The organism is Vicinamibacterales bacterium, assembly GCA_035699745.1.
Taxonomy (GTDB): domain Bacteria; phylum Acidobacteriota; class Vicinamibacteria; order Vicinamibacterales; family 2-12-FULL-66-21; genus JAICSD01.
The window spans coordinates 18,812-38,264 of sequence record DASSPH010000040.1; the positions used below are offsets into that span (position 1 = coordinate 18,812).

18 protein-coding genes and 1 tRNA gene are annotated in these 19,453 nt (G+C 66.8%); 9 read left to right on the forward strand and 10 right to left on the reverse strand.

Translation table 11 applies throughout. From position 1 onward, the window contains the following. Nucleotide 1: 1 nt before the first annotated feature. Both VFK57_07940 and VFK57_07945 read right to left on the reverse strand, forming a co-directional pair. A complete protein-coding gene (locus VFK57_07940) occupies nt 2–637 on the reverse strand; it encodes an alpha/beta hydrolase (protein ID HET7695621.1) in 636 nt (211 codons plus the stop codon). Then, entirely contained in the window at nt 634–1,608 is a 975-nt protein-coding gene (locus VFK57_07945) for a ring-cleaving dioxygenase (GenBank protein ID HET7695622.1), read from the reverse strand. Before VFK57_07945 ends, VFK57_07940 begins: the two co-directional genes overlap by 4 nt. 93 nt (nt 1,609–1,701) lie before the next feature. Between VFK57_07945 and VFK57_07950 the strand changes: the two genes are divergently transcribed. Continuing rightward, nucleotides 1,702–5,007: a carboxypeptidase regulatory-like domain-containing protein gene (locus VFK57_07950; GenBank protein HET7695623.1), complete on the forward strand. Its 3,306-nt coding sequence runs from the start codon at nt 1,702–1,704 to the stop codon at nt 5,005–5,007. A gap of 236 nt (nt 5,008–5,243) precedes the next feature. Here the strand turns inward: VFK57_07950 and VFK57_07955 are convergent, their stop codons facing one another. The 3 genes from VFK57_07955 to VFK57_07965 all read right to left on the reverse strand — a co-directional run bounded on the left by VFK57_07955 (nt 5,244) and on the right by VFK57_07965 (nt 7,909). Continuing rightward, complete coding sequence (locus VFK57_07955; protein ID HET7695624.1) at nt 5,244–6,155, reverse strand: MBL fold metallo-hydrolase; 912 nt, start codon at nt 6,153–6,155, stop codon at nt 5,244–5,246. 22 nt (nt 6,156–6,177) lie between these two features. Further along, on the reverse strand, nt 6,178–6,366 hold the full coding sequence (locus VFK57_07960) for a hypothetical protein (GenBank protein HET7695625.1): 189 nt from the start codon (nt 6,364–6,366) through the stop codon (nt 6,178–6,180). Between the two features lie 97 nt (nt 6,367–6,463). After that, complete coding sequence (locus VFK57_07965; protein ID HET7695626.1) at nt 6,464–7,909, reverse strand: acyl-CoA synthetase; 1,446 nt, start codon at nt 7,907–7,909, stop codon at nt 6,464–6,466. Between the two features lie 94 nt (nt 7,910–8,003). On the opposite strand from VFK57_07965, the gene VFK57_07970 reads away from it, so the two are divergent. Together VFK57_07970 and VFK57_07975 are read left to right on the forward strand one after the other, a co-directional pair. Then, nucleotides 8,004–8,528, forward strand: coding sequence for a hypothetical protein (locus VFK57_07970; GenBank protein HET7695627.1), 525 nt, complete (start codon nt 8,004–8,006; stop codon nt 8,526–8,528). Next, nucleotides 8,525–9,934 carry a PQQ-binding-like beta-propeller repeat protein gene (locus VFK57_07975; protein ID HET7695628.1) on the forward strand — a complete coding sequence of 470 codons (1,410 nt, stop codon included), beginning with the start codon at nt 8,525–8,527 and terminating at the stop codon, nt 9,932–9,934. The genes VFK57_07970 and VFK57_07975 overlap by 4 nt, the downstream gene beginning before the upstream one ends. A gap of 1 nt (nt 9,935) precedes the next feature. Here VFK57_07975 and VFK57_07980 read toward each other — a convergent pair whose 3' ends face one another. Next, on the reverse strand, nt 9,936–10,322 hold the full coding sequence (locus tag VFK57_07980) for a hypothetical protein (protein ID HET7695629.1): 387 nt from the start codon (nt 10,320–10,322) through the stop codon (nt 9,936–9,938). A gap of 66 nt (nt 10,323–10,388) precedes the next feature. Next, nucleotides 10,389–11,225 (reverse strand): alpha/beta hydrolase, encoded by an 837-nt coding sequence (locus VFK57_07985; protein ID HET7695630.1) that lies wholly within the window; start codon nt 11,223–11,225, stop codon nt 10,389–10,391. A 61-nt stretch (nt 11,226–11,286) separates the two neighbouring features. On the opposite strand from VFK57_07985, the gene VFK57_07990 reads away from it, so the two are divergent. From VFK57_07990 to VFK57_08015, 6 genes are all read left to right on the forward strand, one after another. Beyond that, complete coding sequence (locus VFK57_07990) at nt 11,287–13,191, forward strand: PAS domain S-box protein (GenBank protein HET7695631.1); 1,905 nt, start codon at nt 11,287–11,289, stop codon at nt 13,189–13,191. After that, entirely contained in the window at nt 13,184–13,849 is a 666-nt protein-coding gene (locus VFK57_07995) for a response regulator transcription factor (protein ID HET7695632.1), read from the forward strand. The genes VFK57_07990 and VFK57_07995 overlap by 8 nt, the downstream gene beginning before the upstream one ends. A 152-nt stretch (nt 13,850–14,001) precedes the next feature. Then, a complete protein-coding gene (locus VFK57_08000) occupies nt 14,002–14,436 on the forward strand; it encodes a sigma 54-interacting transcriptional regulator (GenBank protein HET7695633.1) in 435 nt (144 codons plus the stop codon). A gap of 204 nt (nt 14,437–14,640) precedes the next feature. Continuing rightward, nucleotides 14,641–14,826 (forward strand): hypothetical protein, encoded by a 186-nt coding sequence (locus tag VFK57_08005; GenBank protein ID HET7695634.1) that lies wholly within the window; start codon nt 14,641–14,643, stop codon nt 14,824–14,826. A gap of 1,276 nt (nt 14,827–16,102) precedes the next feature. Beyond that, nucleotides 16,103–16,429: a hypothetical protein gene (locus VFK57_08010; GenBank protein ID HET7695635.1), complete on the forward strand. Its 327-nt coding sequence runs from the start codon at nt 16,103–16,105 to the stop codon at nt 16,427–16,429. 301 nt (nt 16,430–16,730) lie between these two features. Beyond that, the gene (locus VFK57_08015) at nt 16,731–17,153 is read left to right on the forward strand and encodes a hypothetical protein (protein ID HET7695636.1); all 423 of its coding nucleotides are present in this window, start codon (nt 16,731–16,733) and stop codon (nt 17,151–17,153) included. On the opposite strand, the gene VFK57_08020 is transcribed toward VFK57_08015, so the two are convergent. The 3 genes from VFK57_08020 to VFK57_08030 all read right to left on the reverse strand — a co-directional run bounded on the left by VFK57_08020 (nt 17,096) and on the right by VFK57_08030 (nt 19,448). Beyond that, nucleotides 17,096–17,677, reverse strand: a complete 582-nt coding sequence (locus tag VFK57_08020; protein HET7695637.1) for a hypothetical protein — start codon at nt 17,675–17,677, stop codon at nt 17,096–17,098. The two genes, VFK57_08015 and VFK57_08020, sit on opposite strands and share 58 nt — an antisense overlap. Nucleotides 17,678–17,684: 7 nt before the next feature. Continuing rightward, nucleotides 17,685–18,677, reverse strand: coding sequence for a hypothetical protein (locus tag VFK57_08025; GenBank protein ID HET7695638.1), 993 nt, complete (start codon nt 18,675–18,677; stop codon nt 17,685–17,687). 684 nt (nt 18,678–19,361) lie between these two features. Further along, nucleotides 19,362–19,448, reverse strand: a tRNA-Leu gene (locus tag VFK57_08030). Nucleotides 19,449–19,453 lie beyond the last annotated feature (5 nt).

Genomic DNA, 19,453 nt, shown 5'->3' on the forward strand with positions numbered 1-19,453 from the left:
TTTATCGATTAATCGCCTGCAACCACGTTTTCGCGGCGGCGAAATCCCCTGGCATCAGCTCGTGGCCCGACGGCTGCCAGTGCACCTGCACCTCCGCGCCGTGCCGCTGCAGCAGCCGCGCGAGGCGATCGGTCTCCGCTGCGGAGACGATCGGGTCCTGCTCGCCGTTCGAGACGAGGACGCGCGTGCCGCGGAGCGGCGGCGCCCCCGCGGGTGTCTCCGGCTCGAACGGCACCATCGCCCGCAGCAGGACGCCGCCCTTGAGGACGCCGGGGCGCGCGAGCATCACCGCCGAAGCGATGTTCGCGCCGTTCGAGAAGCCGAGCGCGTAGACCTGCGAGGCATCGAAGCCGTATTGCGCGGCCGCCGCGGCGATGAAGTCGGCCAGTTCGTTCGCGCGCCGCTTGACGTCGTCGACGTCGAACACCCCTTCTGCGAGGCGGCGGAAGAAGCGCGGCATGCCGCGCTCGAGCACCTTGCCGCGCGGGCTGAGCAGGTTCGCGCCCGGCAGCAGGCCGCCGAGCGGCAGCAGGTCGTGCTCGTCGCCGCCGGTGCCGTGCAGCAGCAGCAGCGTCGGCGCGCCGGGCTGCGGCGCCGCCTGGTAGACGTGGACGAACCCGAGGTCCTCACCGCTCATACCGGCTGCTCCACGAAGCGGTCGCCCGGCAGCGTCAGCGGCGGCAGCACGCGCTCGATCTCGGCCCGCGACGGTTCGTACCACGGCGGCAGCACCAGCGATTCGCCGAGATGCGACGCGTCCTCGTCCACGGCGAACCCTGGACCCCGCGTCGCGATCTCGAAGAGCACGCCGCCCGGCTCCTTGAAGTAGACCGACTTGAACCAGAAGCGATCGATCACCTCGGTCGCGCGTCCGCCCGCGGCTTCGACCTGCGCGCGCACGATCAGCTCCTCGTCGAGGTCGTCGACCGTCCACGCCAGGTGGTGCACTGCACCGACGCCCCAGGCGCCGCGGCGCTCGCCCGGCGTCTCGCGCACGTCGACCACGCCGGGAGCGTGGCGAACGCCATAGCGCGTCCATCCGCCTTCGCGCGCAAGCTCCTCGAAGCCGAGGGCGCCGGTCAGGAACGCGGCGGTCGGCGCCTGCTCGCGCTCCCAGATCTGCGCGCCGTAGAGACCGCGGATCTGCCGCTCGACGGGGATCGGGCTGCCGTCCCACGGCGCGAACGGCCGCTGGTGGGGGCGGACGCTTTCGGTGAGCGCGAGCCTGAGGCCGTGCGGGTCCGCGATCGGCAGCACGCGATCGCCGAACCGGGTCTCGATCGCGCCGGGCGTGAAGCCGTAGCGTTCGAGCCGCGCGCCCCAGAACGCCAGGCTGCCGGAGGGCACCTCCAGGCCGACCTCCACGGCGAGGCCGTGGCCGATCCGCGGCGGCGCGAGATGCGACCATGGAAAGAACGTCAGGTCGGTGCCCGGATGCCCCTCGGCATCGGCATAAAACAGGTGGTAGGTTCCCGGGTCGTCCTGATTGATGCTGCGCTTCACCAGACGCATCCCGAGCACGCCGGCGTAGAAGTCCAGGTTTTCCTGGGCCGGGCCTGCTATGACCGTAATGTGGTGGAGTCCGTGGACGGCATGCATGTGGCTCATTCCTCGTTTCTGGCCGACCGAAAACGCTTGACTCCACTGGCAAGCTGGAGTCATCTATCGGCGCCGGTATCCCTTTCCCGGAGGACAGTTTACATGCGTCACGTACTTCGTCTGGCACTGGCGTGCGCCGTCGCGATCGGCGTCTGCGCCATGCCCTCGACCGCCGCAGCGCAGGCCGTCACCGGCACGCTCCTCGGCAACGTTACCGACTCCAGTGGCGGCGCCGTTCCCGGCGTCACCGTGACAGCCACCGAAGCGGAGACCAACGTCAGCCGCACTACGGTCACCACCGATGCGGGCCGCTACATCTTCTCGAGCCTCGTCAACGGCCGCTACACGGTCACCGCCGAACTGCAAGGCTTCAAGAAAGTCGTCCACCAGAACATCAAGGTCGACGTCAACACGACGATCCGCGTCGACATGGTGCTCGAGGTCGGCGCGATGACCGAAGCCGTGCAGGTCACGGCCGAGACGCCCGTGCTGCAGACGGATCGGACCGACACGGGACGGATCATCGAATCGAAGATGGTGACCGACCTGCCGCTCACCTTCAACCGCAATTTCCAGAGCCTGCTGATCACCGTGCCCGGGTCGACGCGGCCCCATCGCGAGCACTCCCAGTTCTTCAACTCGCAGGACTCGCTGCGGTTCGAAGTCAACGGTCAGGCCGGCATGGCGAGCAACACGCTGATCGAGGGGCTCGACGACAACCACAAGACGGGCCTGCTCCAGGTCATCATCCCGGCGGCCGACGCGCTCGAGACCGTCGCCGTGACGACGAGCAACTACGACGCCGAGTTCGGCCGATCCGGCGGCGCGATTACCAACGTCACGATCAAGTCGGGCACCAACCAGTTCAAGGGCAGCGTCTTCATGTTCGGCAACAACGAGAAGACGAACGCCGGCGACTACTTCAACCATCAGAAGGCGCCGACGAAGTTCCTGAATACCGGCTTCACGCTCGGCGGCCCGATCGTCAGGAACAAGTTGTTCTTCTTCGGCGCCTATCAGCGGACGATCGACAACAACGGCTACATCATCCGCGCCACGGTGCCGACCGCGCTGATGCGGCAGGGGAATTTCAGCGAATTCTCGAACGGGATCTACGATCCGCTGACCGGCGCGATCAACGGCGCCGGCCGCACCGCGTTCGAGGGCAACATCATTCCGGCGAACCGGATCAGCCCCATCGCGCAGCGGTTGCTGGCCTTCATCCCGATGCCGAACATTCCGGGTGCGGCAGTCGGGCAGAACAACTTCACGCGCGCCATGGTGCGCGAGCGGACGACCGACGGCATCGACGCCAAGGTGAACCACACGCTGAACCAGCGCGACCAGCTCTCGTATCGCTTCAACTTCATGCGGCCGGTCGTGTTCGACGATGGTCTGTACGGGATCTACGGCGGGCCGGCCAACGGCGGCTTCGCCGGCACCGGCACCAACAACAGCTCGAGCACCGCGGTCACCTGGACGCGCGTCTTCAGCGCCAAGACCGTCATGGACGTCCGCGGCGGCCTCAACTACTACCGCAACATCACCGAGACGACGGGCGCCGGTCTCACGACCAGCACCGAGGTCGGGATCCGGGGTGCGAACCTGAACGAGTTCACGAGCGGGATCTCGCAGATCACGCTCAACAACGGGTTCTCGAATCCGGCGCTCGGCTTCTCGAACAGCCAGCCGTGGGACCGGTGGGAGAAGACCTACAACGTCGCCGCGACCATCACCCGGATGATGACGAAGCACACGCTGAAGTTCGGCGGCGAGTACCGGAACAACACCGACATGCTGCTGCAGACGCAGGATGCGGGCGGCCCGCGCGGCGAGTTCGTCTTCAACGCCAACGGCACGGCGAATCCCGCCGACGCCGGGTCCACCAGCAGTCAGGCGAACTCGTTTGCGGCGTTCCTGCTCGACTGGCCGCAGATCGTGCGCCGCGACCTGAAGGTGTTCGACGAGCCCGGCACGCGGCACACCGGCCTCGCGGCGTTCGTCCACGACAAGTGGCAGGCCCGCTCGAACGTCACCGTCGACCTCGGCCTCCGCTGGGAGTTCTACACGCCGCTCGTCGGCATCGCCGGCAAGGGCGGCCTGGCGAACTACGATCCCGCGACGCACACGATCAACGTCGCCGGCTACGGGGCCTTCGACAACGCGCTGAACGTCAAGAAGGACCTCACGCACTTCTCACCCCGCACCGGCGTCTCCTGGCGTATCGGCGAGAAGTCCGTCGTGCGGGCCGGCTACGGCGCCAGCACCATTCCGTTCCCCGACAACCGGTTCGCCTTCAACTATCCCGTGAAGCAGAACTACAACGGGACCGCGGCGAACGGCTTCCAGGCGCAGGGATCGATGGCGGCCGGGTTCCCGGCGCCGGCGCTGCTCGAGATTCCCGCGACCGGCATCATTCCGATCGCCGGGACATCGCTGCAGAACGCGACGCTGGACGTGATTCCGACGGGGCTGACCGAGGGAACGCTGCACTCGTGGAACGTCGCCTACCAGCGGCAGCTGCCGTTCTTCCTGTCGGCCGACATCGCCTACGTCGGCAACCGCGGCGTCGACCTGGTCATGGACGTCGACCGCAACGCCAGCCTCGTCTACAACTCGGGCAACAACGGCCGCCCGCAGTTCGCGACGTTCAACCGCACCGGCACGTCCCGCGAGCGCACCAACCTCGGCAAGAGCACGTACCACGGCCTGCAGATGAAGATCGATCGCCGGTTCCGTCAGGGCGTGATGATCACCAATTCGTACACGCTGAGCCGGGCGATGAATTACGTGGACGAGAACGGCGGGATCAACTCGCCGATCGATTTCTCGAAGAGCTGGGGCCGCGCCGGCTTCGGCCGCACGCACGTCTACACGCTGACCACGATTTACGACCTGCCGTTCGGACCGGGGCGGCGCTGGCTGGCCGACGGGCTCGCCAGCAAGGTCATCGGCGGCTGGCAGTTCAGCACGCTGTTCGTGGCGCAGTCGGGCGCGCCGCTGACGATTACCGCCAACGGGACCGCGCTCAATACGCCCGGGACCACCGCCTTCGCCAATGTGGTGGGGACTCAGCGCGTGCTCGGCGGACTCGGGCCCGGCCGTCTCTATTTCGATCCCGCCGCCTACGCACAGCCGACCCCGGGCACGCAGGGCAACATGAGCCGCAACTCCGCGATCGAGGGCCCCGGCTTCTGGCAGCTCGACGCCGCGCTGTTCAAGCGGTTCACGATCAGCGGCACGAAGTTCGCGGAGTTCCGCGTCGACGCGTTCAACGTGACGAACTCCGTGCGGTGGGGGAACCCGAACACCGGATTCAGCGTCGCTCCGAACAACACGTTCGGTCAGGTCACTGGCACGACGGGCGGCCAGCGCAGCCTCCGGTTCGGCGGGAGGTTTGCCTTCTAGCGCACCACTAGCCGGTAGCCGGTAACCGGTAGCCGGTAACCGGTAGCCGGTAGCCGGTAGCCGGTAGCCGGTAACCCGTAGCCGGTAACCGGTAACCGGTAGCCGGTAACCGGTAGCCGGTAGCCGGTAACCGGTAGCCGGTAGCCGGTAGCCGGTAACCGGTAGCCGGTAGCCGGTAACCGGTAGCCGGTAACCGGTAACCGGTAACCGGTTACCGGTTACCGGTTACCGGACAGCTACACCTCCAGCAGATCCCTCCCCACCACAATCCGTCCAGCGAAGGTCTGGCGGGCGCCGGCGAGCCACTGCTCGTCACTGATCGGCGGCTCTTCGGCGGGCACGAAATGCGACAGCACGAGCGTCTTCACGCCGGCCTTGGTCGCGATGCGACCCGCGTCCTCCACCGTAGTGTGACTGTCCATCACGTGCTTGCGCAGCGCGGATCCGGGCGCGCCGGGCGCGGCCGGGGCGTAGAGCGCCTCGTGAACCAGGACGTCGGCGCCGCGCGCGAGCTGCACGAGGGCGTCGGAGGGGCGCGTGTCGCCCGAGATCACGATCGACCGATCCGGGCAGTCGAACCGGTAGGCGAGCGCCAGCGGCACCAGCGGGTGATCGACCACCGCGCAGGTCACCCGCACCCGGTCGTCTTCCATGACCTTGCCGCCCGCGTCGAGATCGTGCGGGTGGAGCAGCGGCGCCAGCGGCGGCCGTCCTTCGTCGCGGACGCGGACGTCGATGTCGGCGGCGTTGAGATCGAGGAACAGCGTCGTCATGCGCGTCAGCGGCGGCGGTCCCCACGCATCCACCCTCGTCGTCAGGCGATCGCCCCACGCGAGGAGCAGCAGGTTGCCGTAATCGGCGTTGTGATCCGAGTGATGGTGGGTGATGAACACGTGGCGCAGGGTGCGGAAGACGCCGGCGATCATCATCTGCCGGGCGACCCCGTCCCCGCAGTCGACCACGTAGCCGCGGTCGCCGACCACGATGACCTGGGACGGTCCGGACCGGGTGCGTTTGGGAGTGGGGCCGCCGGCCGTGCCGAGGAGAATCAGCCGCGAGCGGGCGGCCGGCTGACGTCGTGCGGCGCGGAGGGGACCCGCGGCGGCGAGGAGACCGAACGCGGTGGCGAAGAACCGGCGGCGCCGCATGCGCCGCCATTGTAGGCCCTGGTCAGTCGTTCTTCTTGTCGGGTTTGGGCATCCCCTGCCACGAGTGCCGGTGCAGGAATGCGCGCGATGGATTCTTCGGCTTGGGAGGGGCCACCATGTTCCGCAGCTCGTGTCGCAGGTTGCGAAGCTCGTCGGTCAGAACACGAAGCTCAGCCTTGATATCGTCCTCGTTCTTCCAGTCCTTCGGCATCGGGATGCCCCCGATCAAGCACATTCGATGCCCGGAAAATCCCCCAGGTGAGGTGCTGCTGTGTATGCATCGAGTATGCAGTTCTTGACCGGGTGATTTACCTGACGACAGGTTTGATCACCTTCCCCATGGCGTTTCGCGGGAGCGGACCGCAGCGCAGCGCGCGCGGCACCTTGTACGGCGCCAGCCGCGGCCTGAGCCATGACTGCAGCTCCTCGAGCTCGAGCGTTGCGCCGGCACTCAGCTCGACCAGCGCGATCACCCGCTCGCCCCACTCCTCGTCCGTTTCTCCAACCACCGCGCAATCGGCGACGGCGGGATGCTCGCGCAGCGTCTCCTCGATCTCCAGCGCCGAGACTTTGTAGCCGCCGGTCTTGATGATGTCCACGCTGCGCCGGCCGAGCAGCCGATAGGCGCCGGCGTCCAGCACCGCCACATCGCCAGTACGGAACCATCCGTCGTCGAACGCGCGGCGCGTCTCGTCCGGCCGCTGCCAGTACTCGAGGAAGACGGCCGGCCCGCGGACCTGGAGCTCTCCATCGATGGTGCGGACCTCCACGCCGGGCAGCGGGGCGCCGACGAAACCCGGGCGCCGCTCGCCGTGCAGCGGGTTCGACAGCGCCATTCCCAGTTCGGTCATGCCGTAGCGCTCGAGCAGCGTGTGGCCGGTAATCTCCCGCCAGCGCTCGAGCGTGCGGCGCGGCAGAGCGGCCGATCCCGACATCATCAGGCGCGCCCGCCGCGCGCCTTCGGATCGCGCGCGGCGGACCGGCGGCGGCGCCGCATCCCACGAAGCGATCAGCCGGTGGTAGATGGTCGGCACCGCCGAGAACACGGTGATCTCGCCCGAGGCGAGCCGCTCCCACACCGGCTCGGTGTCGAACTGCGGCAGGATCTCGCAGCTGCCCTGTACCGCGAGCGCGCAGCCGAGCACGTTGATGAACCCGTGCACGTGGTGCAGCGGCAGCGCCAGGAGCGCGCGGTCGTCCGCGCTCCACTCCCACGCGTCGACGAGCATGGCGATCTGCGCGGACACGTTGCCGTGCGTCGTGACCACACCTTTCGGCTTGCCCGTCGTTCCGCTCGTGTAAAGGATCAGCGCCCGGCGTCCGGGGTCGGACCAGACGCCGATGGCGCCCATGGGCAGGCGCACGACCGGATCATCGCCCGCGGCCAGCGCGTCGGCGAGCAGGTCGGGGGTGCGCAGGAAGCGGGCGCCGGCCGCGGCCGCGATCGCTTCCAGGTCATCGCTCCGGCGGCCGCTGGCGATGACGACGGACGCGCCCGAATCCCGCACCACGTGTTCGAGTTCGGCGGGCGGATGTGACGTCGCCAGCGGTACGGCGACGCCGCCCGCGAGCCAGATCGCGCGCGAGACGACGACGTGGGCGAAGCTCGGTGGCACGAGGTACGCGACGCGCGCCTCCTGAAGGTCGCCGCCCGGGCCGGCGAGTCCGGCGGCCACGCGCGCCGCGGCCTGCGCCAGATCGAAATGCGAGAACACGCCGTCAGCGGCGACGATGGCGAGGCGATCGGTAGCGATGCGATCATTGTCGCACTCCGGCGGCGCGGCGGTTCATCAAGCCGCTCGTCACTCCGCCGCCGGCCGGGCGCGACCGCCGTGCTACGCTCCCCTCATGCAGAGGGTCGCGCTCCCGGCCGCATGGGTGTGCGTCGCGGCAGCCACGCTGGCCGCCCAGGACAACGCCGCGACGGCGGTCCATCGCTACCGGGCGGCCATCGCCGCGCTGATGCAGCTCAAGCCGGGGATGTCGGTCGCCGAGGTCGGTTCGTCGCCGGCCGCCGTCATCGCGTCCGAGCTCGCGCCGCTCGTGGGGCCCAACGGCCGCGTGATGTTCGGCACGCTCGACCGCACGACCGGAGCCATCGGCATCCCGGACGGACGGGTGGACGCCATCGCCTTGATCGAGGTGTTCAGCGCAACCGATCTTCACAAGGGCGTCATCGACCGCGCCGCCGCGGCGCTCGGCACCGGCGGCATCCTGCTCGTCGTCGACGTCCCGCAGGAGAACGACGGCAGGAAGGTCACCGGCCTCGAGGCGGACGACGTGGTCAAGCTGGCGGCGGCGGCCGGCCTGAAGCGCGAGGCCGAGAGCGGCATCGTGCCCGGACACTATTCGATCCGATTCCGAAAGCCATGAAACAGCTTCTGTTCGCCGCCGCGTTGATCGTCGCCTCGTCTGCGTACGCAGATCCGAAACCGGAAGATACCTGGCCGGGCTTCCGCGGCCACGGGATGAGCGGCGTCGCGCCCGCGGCCGCGCTGCCGGATCGCTGGTCGACGTCGCAGAACGTGAAGTGGGCGGTGCCGATCGCGGGGCACGGCTGGTCGTCGCCGATCGTGTGGGGCGACACCGTGTTCGTCACCTCGGCGATCGGCAGCCGGCCGTTCAAGAAGCCGACGCCGGGGCTGTACGGCAACGAGTACATCGCCGAGATGCAGGCGCAGGGACTGTCCAACGAGGAGATCGGCAGGCGCTCGGCGGAGCGCGACGGCGAGACGTCGGCCGAAGCCGATGAAGTGCGCTACATGGTGTTCGCGCTCGATGCCCGCACCGGCAAGGTGAAGTGGGAGCGCGAGGCGATTCGCACGACGCCGTTCCGCGGGCGGCACCGCAAGAACACCTACGCCTCGGAAACGCCGGTCACCGACGGCCAGCGCCTGTACGTCTCCTTCGGCCAGAACGTCGGCCTGTTCGTGTACGCGCTCGACGGTACGCTGCTGTGGAAGAAGCAGTGGGCCCCCAGGCCGATCTATCTGGATTTCGGCACCGGCTCGTCGCCGACGCTGGCCGATGGCCGCATCTATCTGCTGCAGGACAACGAGACCGAGCCGTCGCTGGCGGCGCTGGATGCGAAGACCGGGGAGGAGCTGTGGCGCACGCCGCGCTCCGGGACCGGCTTTCCGGTGAAGTCCTCGTGGATGACGCCGTTCGTGTGGAAGAACGCGGTGCGCACCGAGATCATCACCACGGGCCAGGGCAACGTCGTTTCGTACGACCTGCACGGCAGGGAGCTCTGGCGCGTGACGCGGATGTCGATGCCGACCGCCTCGCCGTTCGCCGCCGGCGGCCTGCTCTACGTCGGGACCGGATCGCAGGGAGACGCCAACCGGCCTTTCTACGCGATCAAGCCGGGGGCGAGCGGCGACATCACGCTTCCGCCGGGCGAGACGAGCAGCGCGTTCATCGCCTGGTCGCATCCGCGTGCCTCCGGCTACACGCCGTCGGCGCTCGTCCACCACGGCCGCGCGTACGTGATTCACGACACCGGCATCCTCACCGTGTTCGACGCCAGGACCGGCCGGCTCGCCTACAAGGTCCGCGTCGGCGGCGGCGGGCAGACGTTCTCGGCCTCGCCGATCGGCGCCGGCAACCGGGTGCTCCTGCTCACCGAGGAAGGCACCACGTTCGTGCTCGACGCCGGCGCGGCGTACACGGAAGTGGCGAAGAACGACCTGGGCGAGATGTCGCTGGCCTCGCCGGCGATCGCCGGCAACGCGCTGTACATCCGCACCGAGTCGAAGCTCTACAAGATCGCCAACTGATCTAGCCCCGCCAGCCCCAGGCGATCAGCGCCGAAATCACGAGGAACATCGCGCCGGCGTACTGGAACTCCCGCGCCCGCTCCATCGAGACGCGCATCAACCCCCGCATGCCGACGGCGGGGGCGACCAGCGAGACCAGGCCCTTCACGACCTGCGCCCAGCCAATCACCGTCAGGAGGATCGGCCACCCGCTCCACACGTTGTGGAACGCGACGATGATCGAACCGACCAGCAGGCTCAGCATGCCGTTGGCGAACACGCCCGGATGCCCCTTCTCGCGCAGCAGGACGAAGAAGTGCACCCACACCCGCGGCCGGGCGACGTGCGACAGGCCGATGACGACGAAGTTGACGACGGCAAAGATCTCGACGGCGCGTTCGGGCGTCACGGTGCGCTCCTGACTTTCGCGGTTGCCGGGTTCCCGGTGCGTCCGGGATCGGAGATGTAGCCTATGCTACATCTTTGCGGCGGGCGCCGCAACAAAGCGATCGATTGCCGCCCAGTACGCCGCGGCGTCCGGCGGGGCGGCGTCGTTGTGATCGCCGCCCGGGATGGTGACGAAGGTCTTCGGCTCCGGCAGGGCGGCGAACAGCTCGCGCCCCAGCGCGTGGGGGATGACGCTGTCGCGATCGCCGTGCAGCATCAGCACCGGCGCGCCGGCGCGGGCGAGGAACTCGCCGGCGGGGAAGCGGTAGCTCGCGAACAGCGACAGCGCCGCGAGCACCGGCGATCCGCGCACGGCGGCGCGGGCGCTGGGGAAGCCCGCTTCCACGATCACGCCGTCCGGCTTCTTCAGCGTCGCGGCGTACGCCGCCATCGACCCGCCCAGCGATCGTCCCCAGTAGACGAGGGGGACGCCGGGAGCCGGCTGCGGCCATGCGGCCGCGGTCGCCGCCTCGACGTCCTTGTACAGGCCGCGTTCGGTCGGCCGCCCCGTGCTCAGCCCGTAGCCGCGGTAGTCGATCGCGAACACGGCGTAGCCGCGGCGGACGATCCCGGCCAGGATCGGCGACCAGTTCGACAGATTGCCGCCGTTGCCGTGGAAGTACACGATCCGGGCGCGCGCCGCCTGCGGCGCCGCCGGGCTCATCCGCCACGCGCGCAGCCGCTCGCCGTCCGCGGTCTCGATCGTCACCGCCTCGAACGGAATGCCGAAATCGCGCGGCGTCTCGCTCTCCCCCTTGAACGGAAAGAACGCGAGCTGCGGCTCGACCCAGCGCACCAGCAGCGCGAGCGCGGCGATCACCAGTGCGAGGCCGACGAGGAGGGGGAGCACGCGGCGCCTCACCACGGCGCATTATCTACTACCGCGAATCGGAGATCGCCGCCGCGCGCCGGTATACACTCTGCGCGTGGCGAGCGATCCTCCAGACCGCTACCGCCGGCTGGTCGAGTTGTCCCCGGACGGTATCTTCATCAGCCGGCACGATCGCATTGTCTTCCTGAACCCTGCGGCGATGCGGCTGTTCGGCGCCGCCTCCCCCGGCCAGATCCTCGGGCGCTCCCCCTTCGAGCTGTTCCATCCCGGCAGCCACGCGCTCATCCGTGAGCGGGTGGCGCGGATGCTCGCCGGGCACGCCGTCCCGCCGGCCGAAGAAAAGATCGTCCGGCTCGACGGCGCGGTCACCGACGTCGAAGTGAATTCGATCCGCCTCGACGAACCCGACGGGCCCGCGATCCAGGTGATCGTCCGCGACATCTCGGCGCGCAAGCGCGCCGAGGCGCTGCTGCGCGAGAGCGAGGAGCGGCTCACGCTCGCCTTCGCCGGCGCGCGGGAAGGGGTGTGGGACTGGAATCTCGAGACCGGCGCCGTCGTCTATTCGCCGCGCTGGAAGGAGATGCTCGGCTACGCCGAGGACGAGATCGCGCCGCACGTCAGCGCGTGGGAGCGGCTGCTGCACCCCGACGACAAGCCGCGCGCCGAGGCGCTGCACGAGAGCCTGCTGCACGGCGCCGGCACCTACGAGGGAGAGTTCCGCCTGCGGCACAAGGAGGGGCACTACATCCACGTGCTGTCGCGCGGCCTGCCGGTCCGGACGCACCCCGGCGGTCCGGTCGTCCGCATCGTCGGCACGCATCTCGACATCACGGAGCGCAAGCGGACCGAGGAGGCGCTGCGCCAGAGCGAGGAGCGGCTGACGCTCGCCTTCGCCGGCGCGCAGGAAGGGGTCTGGGACTGGAATCTCGAGACCGACGCGGTGACGTACTCGCCGCGATGGACGCAGATGCTCGGCTACGCGCCGGAGGAGATCGAGCCGCACGTCAGCGCCTGGGAGCGGCTGGTCCACCCCGACGATCGCCCCCGCGCCGATCGCGCGCACGAGAGCGTCTCGCGCGGGCAGCCGACCTACGAAGCGGAATTCCGGCTTCGCCACAAGGACGGCCATTACATCCACGTCCTCTCCCGCGGCTTTCCGGTGCGGCGCGATCCCGGCGGCCCCGTCGTGCGCATCGTCGGGACCCATTTCGACCTGACCGAACGGAAGAGGGCGGAGGATCTGCTGCGGCGCTCGCACGAGGAACTGGAAGTCCGCGTGCGCGAACGGACCGTGGAGCTGGCGCGAGCCAACGAGGCGCTCCGCGCCGAGATGGCCGAGCGGGAGCGCGCCGAACGGGCGCGGACCGAGCTGCTCGGGCGGCTGGTGTTCGCACAGGAAGACGAGCGGCGGCGGATCGCGCGCGAGATGCACGACCAGTTCGGCGAGCAGCTGACGGCGCTCGGGCACCGCATTGCGTCGCTGAAGGACGCGCTCGCCGATCGCCCCGAGCTGCGCGATCGCATCGACGCGCTGCAGGCCGTCGCGCAGCAGCTCGATCGCGACGTCGACGATCTGGTGTGGGAGCTGCGGCCGACCGCGCTCGACGATCTCGGCCTGCAGGCGGCGCTCTCCAATTACATCCAGAACTGGTCGGCGCGCGCCGGCATCGGGGCGGAGCTGCACGTCTCCGGCCGCCTCGACGGCCGGCTCGCTCCGGAGACGGAGACCACGCTCTACCGCATCGCCCAGGAGGCGCTGACCAACGTCGCCAAGCATTCGCGGGCGACGCAGGTCGAACTGATTCTGGAGCGCACCGCGGATCACGTGCTGCTGGTCGTCGAAGACGACGGCGCCGGCTTCGCGCCCGACGCGAAGACGGGGGGCTTCGGCCTGCTGGGCATGCAGGAGCGCGCCTCGCTGATCGGCGCGAGTCTCGAGATCGAATCCTCCATCGGCGGAGGGACGACCATCCTGGTCCGGGTGAACGATCATGGCTGACGCCAAGCCCCGTCTGCGCGTGCTGCTGGCCGACGATCACGCCGTCGTGCGGCACGGGTTGAAGCTGCTGATCGACGGGCAGCCGGATCTGACGGTGATCGCCGAGGCGGGCGACGGGGCGGCGGCGATCCGCCGCGCGGTCGAACTCCGGCCCGACGTGGTCGTGATGGACGTGTCGATGCCGGGCATGACCGGACTGGTGGCGACGCGGAAGCTCCGGCAGCTCCAGCCGAACGCGGCGATCGTCACGCTGACGCGTCACACCGACGAGGCCTACCTGCAGGAGCTGCTGAAAGCCGGCGTCCGCGGGTACGTGCTCAAGCAGAGCGAGCCGGCGGAACTGCTGCAGGCGATCCGCGCCGCCGCCGCCGGCGGCACCTACATCGATTCGGCGCTGACGGCGCGCGTCACGGCGGCGTTCGTCGGCCGGCCGTCCACTCACCAGCGCCAGCCGAGCGGCGGGGTGAGCGAGCGCGAGCTGGAAGTGCTGCGGCTGATCGCCTGCGGCTACAGCAACAAGGAGATTGCCGCGCGGCTGTCGCTGAGCGTCAAGACGGTCGAAGCGCACAAGGCCAACGCCATGCGGAAGCTCGATCTGTCCGGGCGGATCGACATCGTGAAGTACGCGGTGCTCCAGGGCTGGCTGCACCAGTCGTAACCGCCGGATCTCCCGTCTAAATCCCGTTCCTGCAACAGATGACCGCCTAAGGGATCTTCCCTAGAGGATTCCGCCGTGTTCCCGATGGTGCTCGGCGTATCGCGCCGTTACAGTCGCGGCACGTCGGCCATTCTGAACCAGGGAAGGGCATCATGGAGAACTCCTCGACGGTCTTCGCGGAAGCCGAACACCGCACCTACTGGCCCATGGCGCGTGCCGCCAACGCCGACCTGCTCGTGGAGAGCACGCCGCGCGTCAATCTGCTGCTGACCGGCACCGACGATCTCATCCAGCTCGCGCTGCTGCACTTCATCCCGACGCTGTGCGGCGCGGTGGAGATCTGGACGCCGAACAGCGCGCTTCAACTGCCCCCGCCGACGCAAGCCGGCACCCTGATCCTGCGCGGCGTCGAGGCGCTCCCGGCCTTCGATCAGTTCCGCCTGTTGAAGTGGCTGGAGGAGCCGAACCTGCGCACCCGCGTGATCAGCACGACGAGCGCCCAGCTGCGCGCGTGCGTCGAGGAGGGGAGCTTCGATCGCGCTCTTTACTTCCGGCTGAATGTCGCCTGCATGGATTTGATGGCGTAGGGGCGAGGTCCGAGGGTCGAGGGGCGCGCAGATGCGCGACGGGAATTGCCCTGTCAGTAGTCTGAACGCGAGAAAGGCCCACCGAATACTGGGCCTTTATTGTGTTGGTGCGCCCGCGCATCCACGTCGGTCCGGCGTTGACACAAAATTCGTTAGTCGCGCGGTCGCTGTCCGTTCACTTGGGCGGTACACTCGTGCCCTCCGATGGCTCGATTCGCCTTGATCGTTGTAGCCGGTCTGGCGGTTGCCTACGCTATCTCCCTGCTGCCACTGGATCAGATCGATGCCGTAGGTTCAGCGTGGGCCGTAACCAGCAAGGTATTCGCCTACGGCGTCTTGGGTGCGGCGGTGGTGCGCGCCCTCACCGGACGGGACGCGGACGACAACTGATCGACGACTGCGCTACCCTGCAGGACGGCACCCCTCGTCGCGGCCACCTGCTGTGCGGGCTCCGCGAGCATAGTCGGAGCGCAGTTCGGGCCGATAGGCATGAGCGTGGCGTTCAGTGACAGAGGGGTTCCGGCGGCGTTATAACGTTTGGGATTGGTAAAGGAATCTCTGCCTCAGTGGGCGGGACTGGCGTCGCTGTTGTGGGTAAGGGCATGAACCGTGGATGGGACATGCAGGTAGCTAAATGGCCTGTAAGGAAGAAGATGATCGTTCTTGCCTTCCTTACAGTGCTTAATTTCTTCAGTGCCTTTGGATTGCAGGCGGTAACTGAGCGACACAGCCTACTTCTGCTCGGCATTGCATTCGCCATGTTCTGGTCAGATTATGCTCGGCTATCTGCGGTGCCCGCGCTGCCGGCGTCTTGCGTATGAGCGTCGCGTACGTTGGGCGGAGGCCGAGTGGACCCTATGGGCGGAATGTTGTTCCCTAACAACTGTGCGTTCTGTAACTCGGATTTTAAACGAGAGTATACGCCGACAGAAAAATAGCATACGCGGACGGAAGCTCTGCGACGAGCAGTTCATCGAGGCCACGCGGCTTGGGGTCAGCCCCGCCACCGCCCACCGCTGGCTGTCTCAGAAAACCTCCTCAGAATCCGCCCGCTAACCTGCCGAATTGCCAGAATCGAGGCCCTCCCGTTGGGGGCCTCGCGTCTCGTTTAGGAAATGTTTGATTGAACACCTTCGTATAATGTCGCCGTGCAGACTCAAGCCGGAAGTGTTTGGTGGCGACCACTAGAAGCCGCTGCGATTGTGGCATCGATCGCGTCGCTAGTCTTTAGTCTCGTCACTTACCAAGGGGAACGACGCCTGCCCCTGGGCTTCGCGGCTGCCTCCGCAGTTGCCTTCTTGCTGACCTGGAGAGCGAATCGCGCCAGAACCCGCAGTGCCGACGTGTTAGAGAGCGAATGGGCGATTCCATATGACACGGGCCGTACTCACGAATACTTCTACGAGCGACCGTTTCGTCGTAACCCTTCCCTCAATGTTGATTACATTCGGGGCCGAGTCGGGTACGAAACAACGGCCAGACGGGTTTAAGCTCTACACGACTCCCGGGTCCGCGTCGGGTGACGGTGAGAGTCGAGTAAAATTCAAAATTCAGGCTCGTGGTGAATTTGCCTGAGCCCTTGGTAGACACTTCATCGCGGGAACGCCGCCGTCAGCACTGTCAATTCCTTTTCAAGAGAGCCGCTACCGTCGCAGTGGGATCGCGCGTGCGCCGAGGAGACCTCGATGCCAATCTGCCGCCTGATCCGTCGGACAATCCCGAAAAATTGTTCAATGTTGGAGAAATAGTCGGCCACATGCAGGGCGACTACCTGTTGATCACGCAGCCTTCTCCGGCACGCTGCGAGAATACATCGTCGCTGCCGGTTCCGCTCCGACGGCCGACGACGACCTGGCCCGGGCGCTACACGTATGTCGGCAAGCCAGGTGTGGCGGAGTTGAACGGCAACCTTCTCCGTCCCGGCGACATGGTTGAACTGAACGAGCGACAGGCGGCGGCATGGGCGGACCGCTTCGTGCCCGCTGAGAGCTAGTCCGCCACTGCCGACTCCGACACGTTCCGCCTCGGCGCGGCGTCCCGCGAGGGAGTCCATGGATCGGCGGAACGACTAATCGCAGGGCAGCGGGCAGTGCCCTGATCGTGAAGCCGCCGCAAGGCGGCGTTGCCCGACCCTTTTGATTTGCGGCGCATCGGTATCTCCCGCCGTCGTTCCCAACGGTGCAAACCCGATGCGCAAACAGGGAGCCGCCGGTCCCCTGCGTCAGCCGCCTGTCGTCCGTCTACCTCCGTGGCGGCAGCGGCAGCGGCACCGGCACTTTACGACTGGAGTGGTTATGAGGCGTATCGTCGTGTTTCGCCAATCCGACCGAATCATCCTCGCGTCCGACTCGCGTGAGATCGGCGCCACGCCTGACGACCGCCGCCTGCATCCCGGCGAGCGTCGGCCGAAGATTCGCATCTATGGGCCGTGGGCGCTGACGCTCTGCGGCTTGTCCAAAGGTCCGAACGGGCTGGACGTGCGCGAGGCTATCGGGCGCGAGATTGCTCCGGAGCGGTCCATGGCCGAAGCGTTGTCGGCCGTGCGGCGCGTATTTGAGCGGCGGGTATTCCCGGCGCTGCGGCTCGCCGCGCACTACCCGTCTACTTCGCCCTGGGCCAAGACCTCGCTATTCCATTTGCGCCGGCAGCGGACCTGCGGCTACTTACGTGATGCCGCGGCGGTGACCTCCGCGCGCAGGCGTTCTAGCGACAACTGAGGGATCTGTTGTCTGATGACTGCGTTGTTTCGTGAGACCTGCTGCGCCAGTCCGCCTACGACCTTAAAGGCGCCTTGACCGCCGGCTGGGACATCGTAGACCTGGCCGCCCGAACCACCCAAAAACAAGATATACTCATCCCCTAGCTCGAAATTCGGAAAGTCCGACTCGTAGACGTTAACGGTCTTTCCCTCGAGAATGATCGTGCCGCCCAGTCGATCGATTTCGATATTCCCACCCGTCACAGGGGCGCGTCCACGCGCGTGCATCACGTCGAGTAACTGTGCCGTGTACCGTGTCGACACGGTCGTCTCATCCGGACTGAGCACGGCGCGCTCCTTGATGACTACGACTCTGGCCACTAAGTTCGAGTGCTTCACCAGCTCTCCGAACGTAGCTGGCGGGTACTCGTTCTGAATCGCCTGCGTGACGTGCCCATGTTGGCGGACCAGCGTTCGCAGCGTCTCCTGAGCCTCAGGCGTGCCGAGGGAAAGTGCCACTAGCAGAAGGATGATGTGACGCATCGGTGCCTCAGTTCGTACTTGGACAGGTCTTTGTCGATTGCCCGCCGTACACGGAACGCACAATAGGTGTGATGTCGCTGAGCGTGGGGCTCGTCGGGTAGCCGGAAGTCGCCCCACAGGGTATCGGCGAACCCATCACCGAACCCGTGGAGTTCAAGGGACACCAGGCGGAGTTGTCCTGCAGCCCCAAGTGGTGCTCCAGTTCGTGCAGCGCGGTTCGCGTAATGAAATTCACTCCCCACGTCATACTGCTCGACGTAACAGGCCAATAGTTGTTGGAACTGATGACCGCACCAGTGCTGGGATCGAACGTGATGGGACCTCCAGCACACGCTGTGCCGGGAGGCGTACCAGCACGCATGTTGATACAGTACGGCCCCCCGCAGGGGCCGCTCGTCGTTGGCACAAAGGTCGGAAGTTGCGTTGTACCGCGGAAGGGATCCAGCGCGGCGTTCAGAGCCGTGATTGCCTGACGAATTCCGGTATCCATATTCGGCCACAACGTCGGATCAATGTACACGTTTATCGTTTGGGGTGCCACGTGGACGATCGGGGCAGTCGGGGTAGTTCTGTTCCACATCGGGAGACAATTCAACACTCGAAAATTGATCGTCTCTTCTTTCCACGCAGGCGGCATTAAACATGCCGTCTGTGCAAACGACGCTCGGTAGCGTAATGTCCGCAGGCCTTCGTAATAGAAGTACCAATTCATGTTTTCTGGCGTCGTCGTACCAGTTACCCGGGTATCGAACACGTGCGGCGATGCGCCGACAGGAGAAAAATATCCCTGGTCAAAAGTACTGTCCTCCCGCACTAGAACGCCGACCACGCCGCGCTGCTCCGTCGCATAGAGAATGCAGTCACCCGTCACACCATCCTCGGCATACCTGTCGCACGACCCATATGCTTCGGAACGTGCATCAACCGGATAGGGCTTATTGCCTTGCACGTAACTGTCGGCCTCGCATTGCTGACCGTTCCTCGACAGCATGGGGATCAACGTCTCTGCTGGTCCGAAATGCGGCTGATCGGGACAGCCTCCCAAGGCACAGGTTGTCGCGCGCAAGGGAATAAGCAACGACGACACGACCACTGCGAGTGAGATTAGCAGGGCCTGCTGGCCGGAAAACCTGCGTAACGGGCCCACGGTGCGCCTCCAAGGACAACGAATCAAACGCGCGAGGGTTTCAATTTTGTATCGGAGCGGAAGATTTTGCCGGATAGTATTGCTACTGAGTCCGCTCTGGTCTATCGGGAAATGTCCTACAAGAATCCGGGCTCGTGGTGAGCACCGCCGATAAGTTCGCTGAGGTCGCGTAATCGACCGTTGACGCATCCCATCCTTCCCCCCCGTGTTCGTGCTTCCGGGCAAGCGCAGGTTGCTCACGAAAATGGCGCAACCGGACGCGTGCGACGACGGCGACGAGCACGACTTGATCGACGCACCAGACGGACCGCGAGAACCGGACGACGACGGCTCGTAACCGGCTCTACTGCGGCTGGCAGGCGCGTCCGGCCGGGACCCGGTAAGGGTAACCCCAAGGCTCCCGGCGCCACCGCTCCTGCCACCGTCTACGCGGTCGAGGTTCGGCCGCGCGTCGATTCGGAGCGGTCCGAGCGCGGCGTTAGCTGCGCGTTAGCTAAAAATGAAAAAGGCCCAGCGAATACTGGGCCTCTCGTGTTTTGGTGCGGAAGAAAGGATTTGAACCTTCACGACCTTGCGGCCACAAGCTCCTGAGGCTTGCGCGTCTGCCAGTTCCGCCACTTCCGCACGAA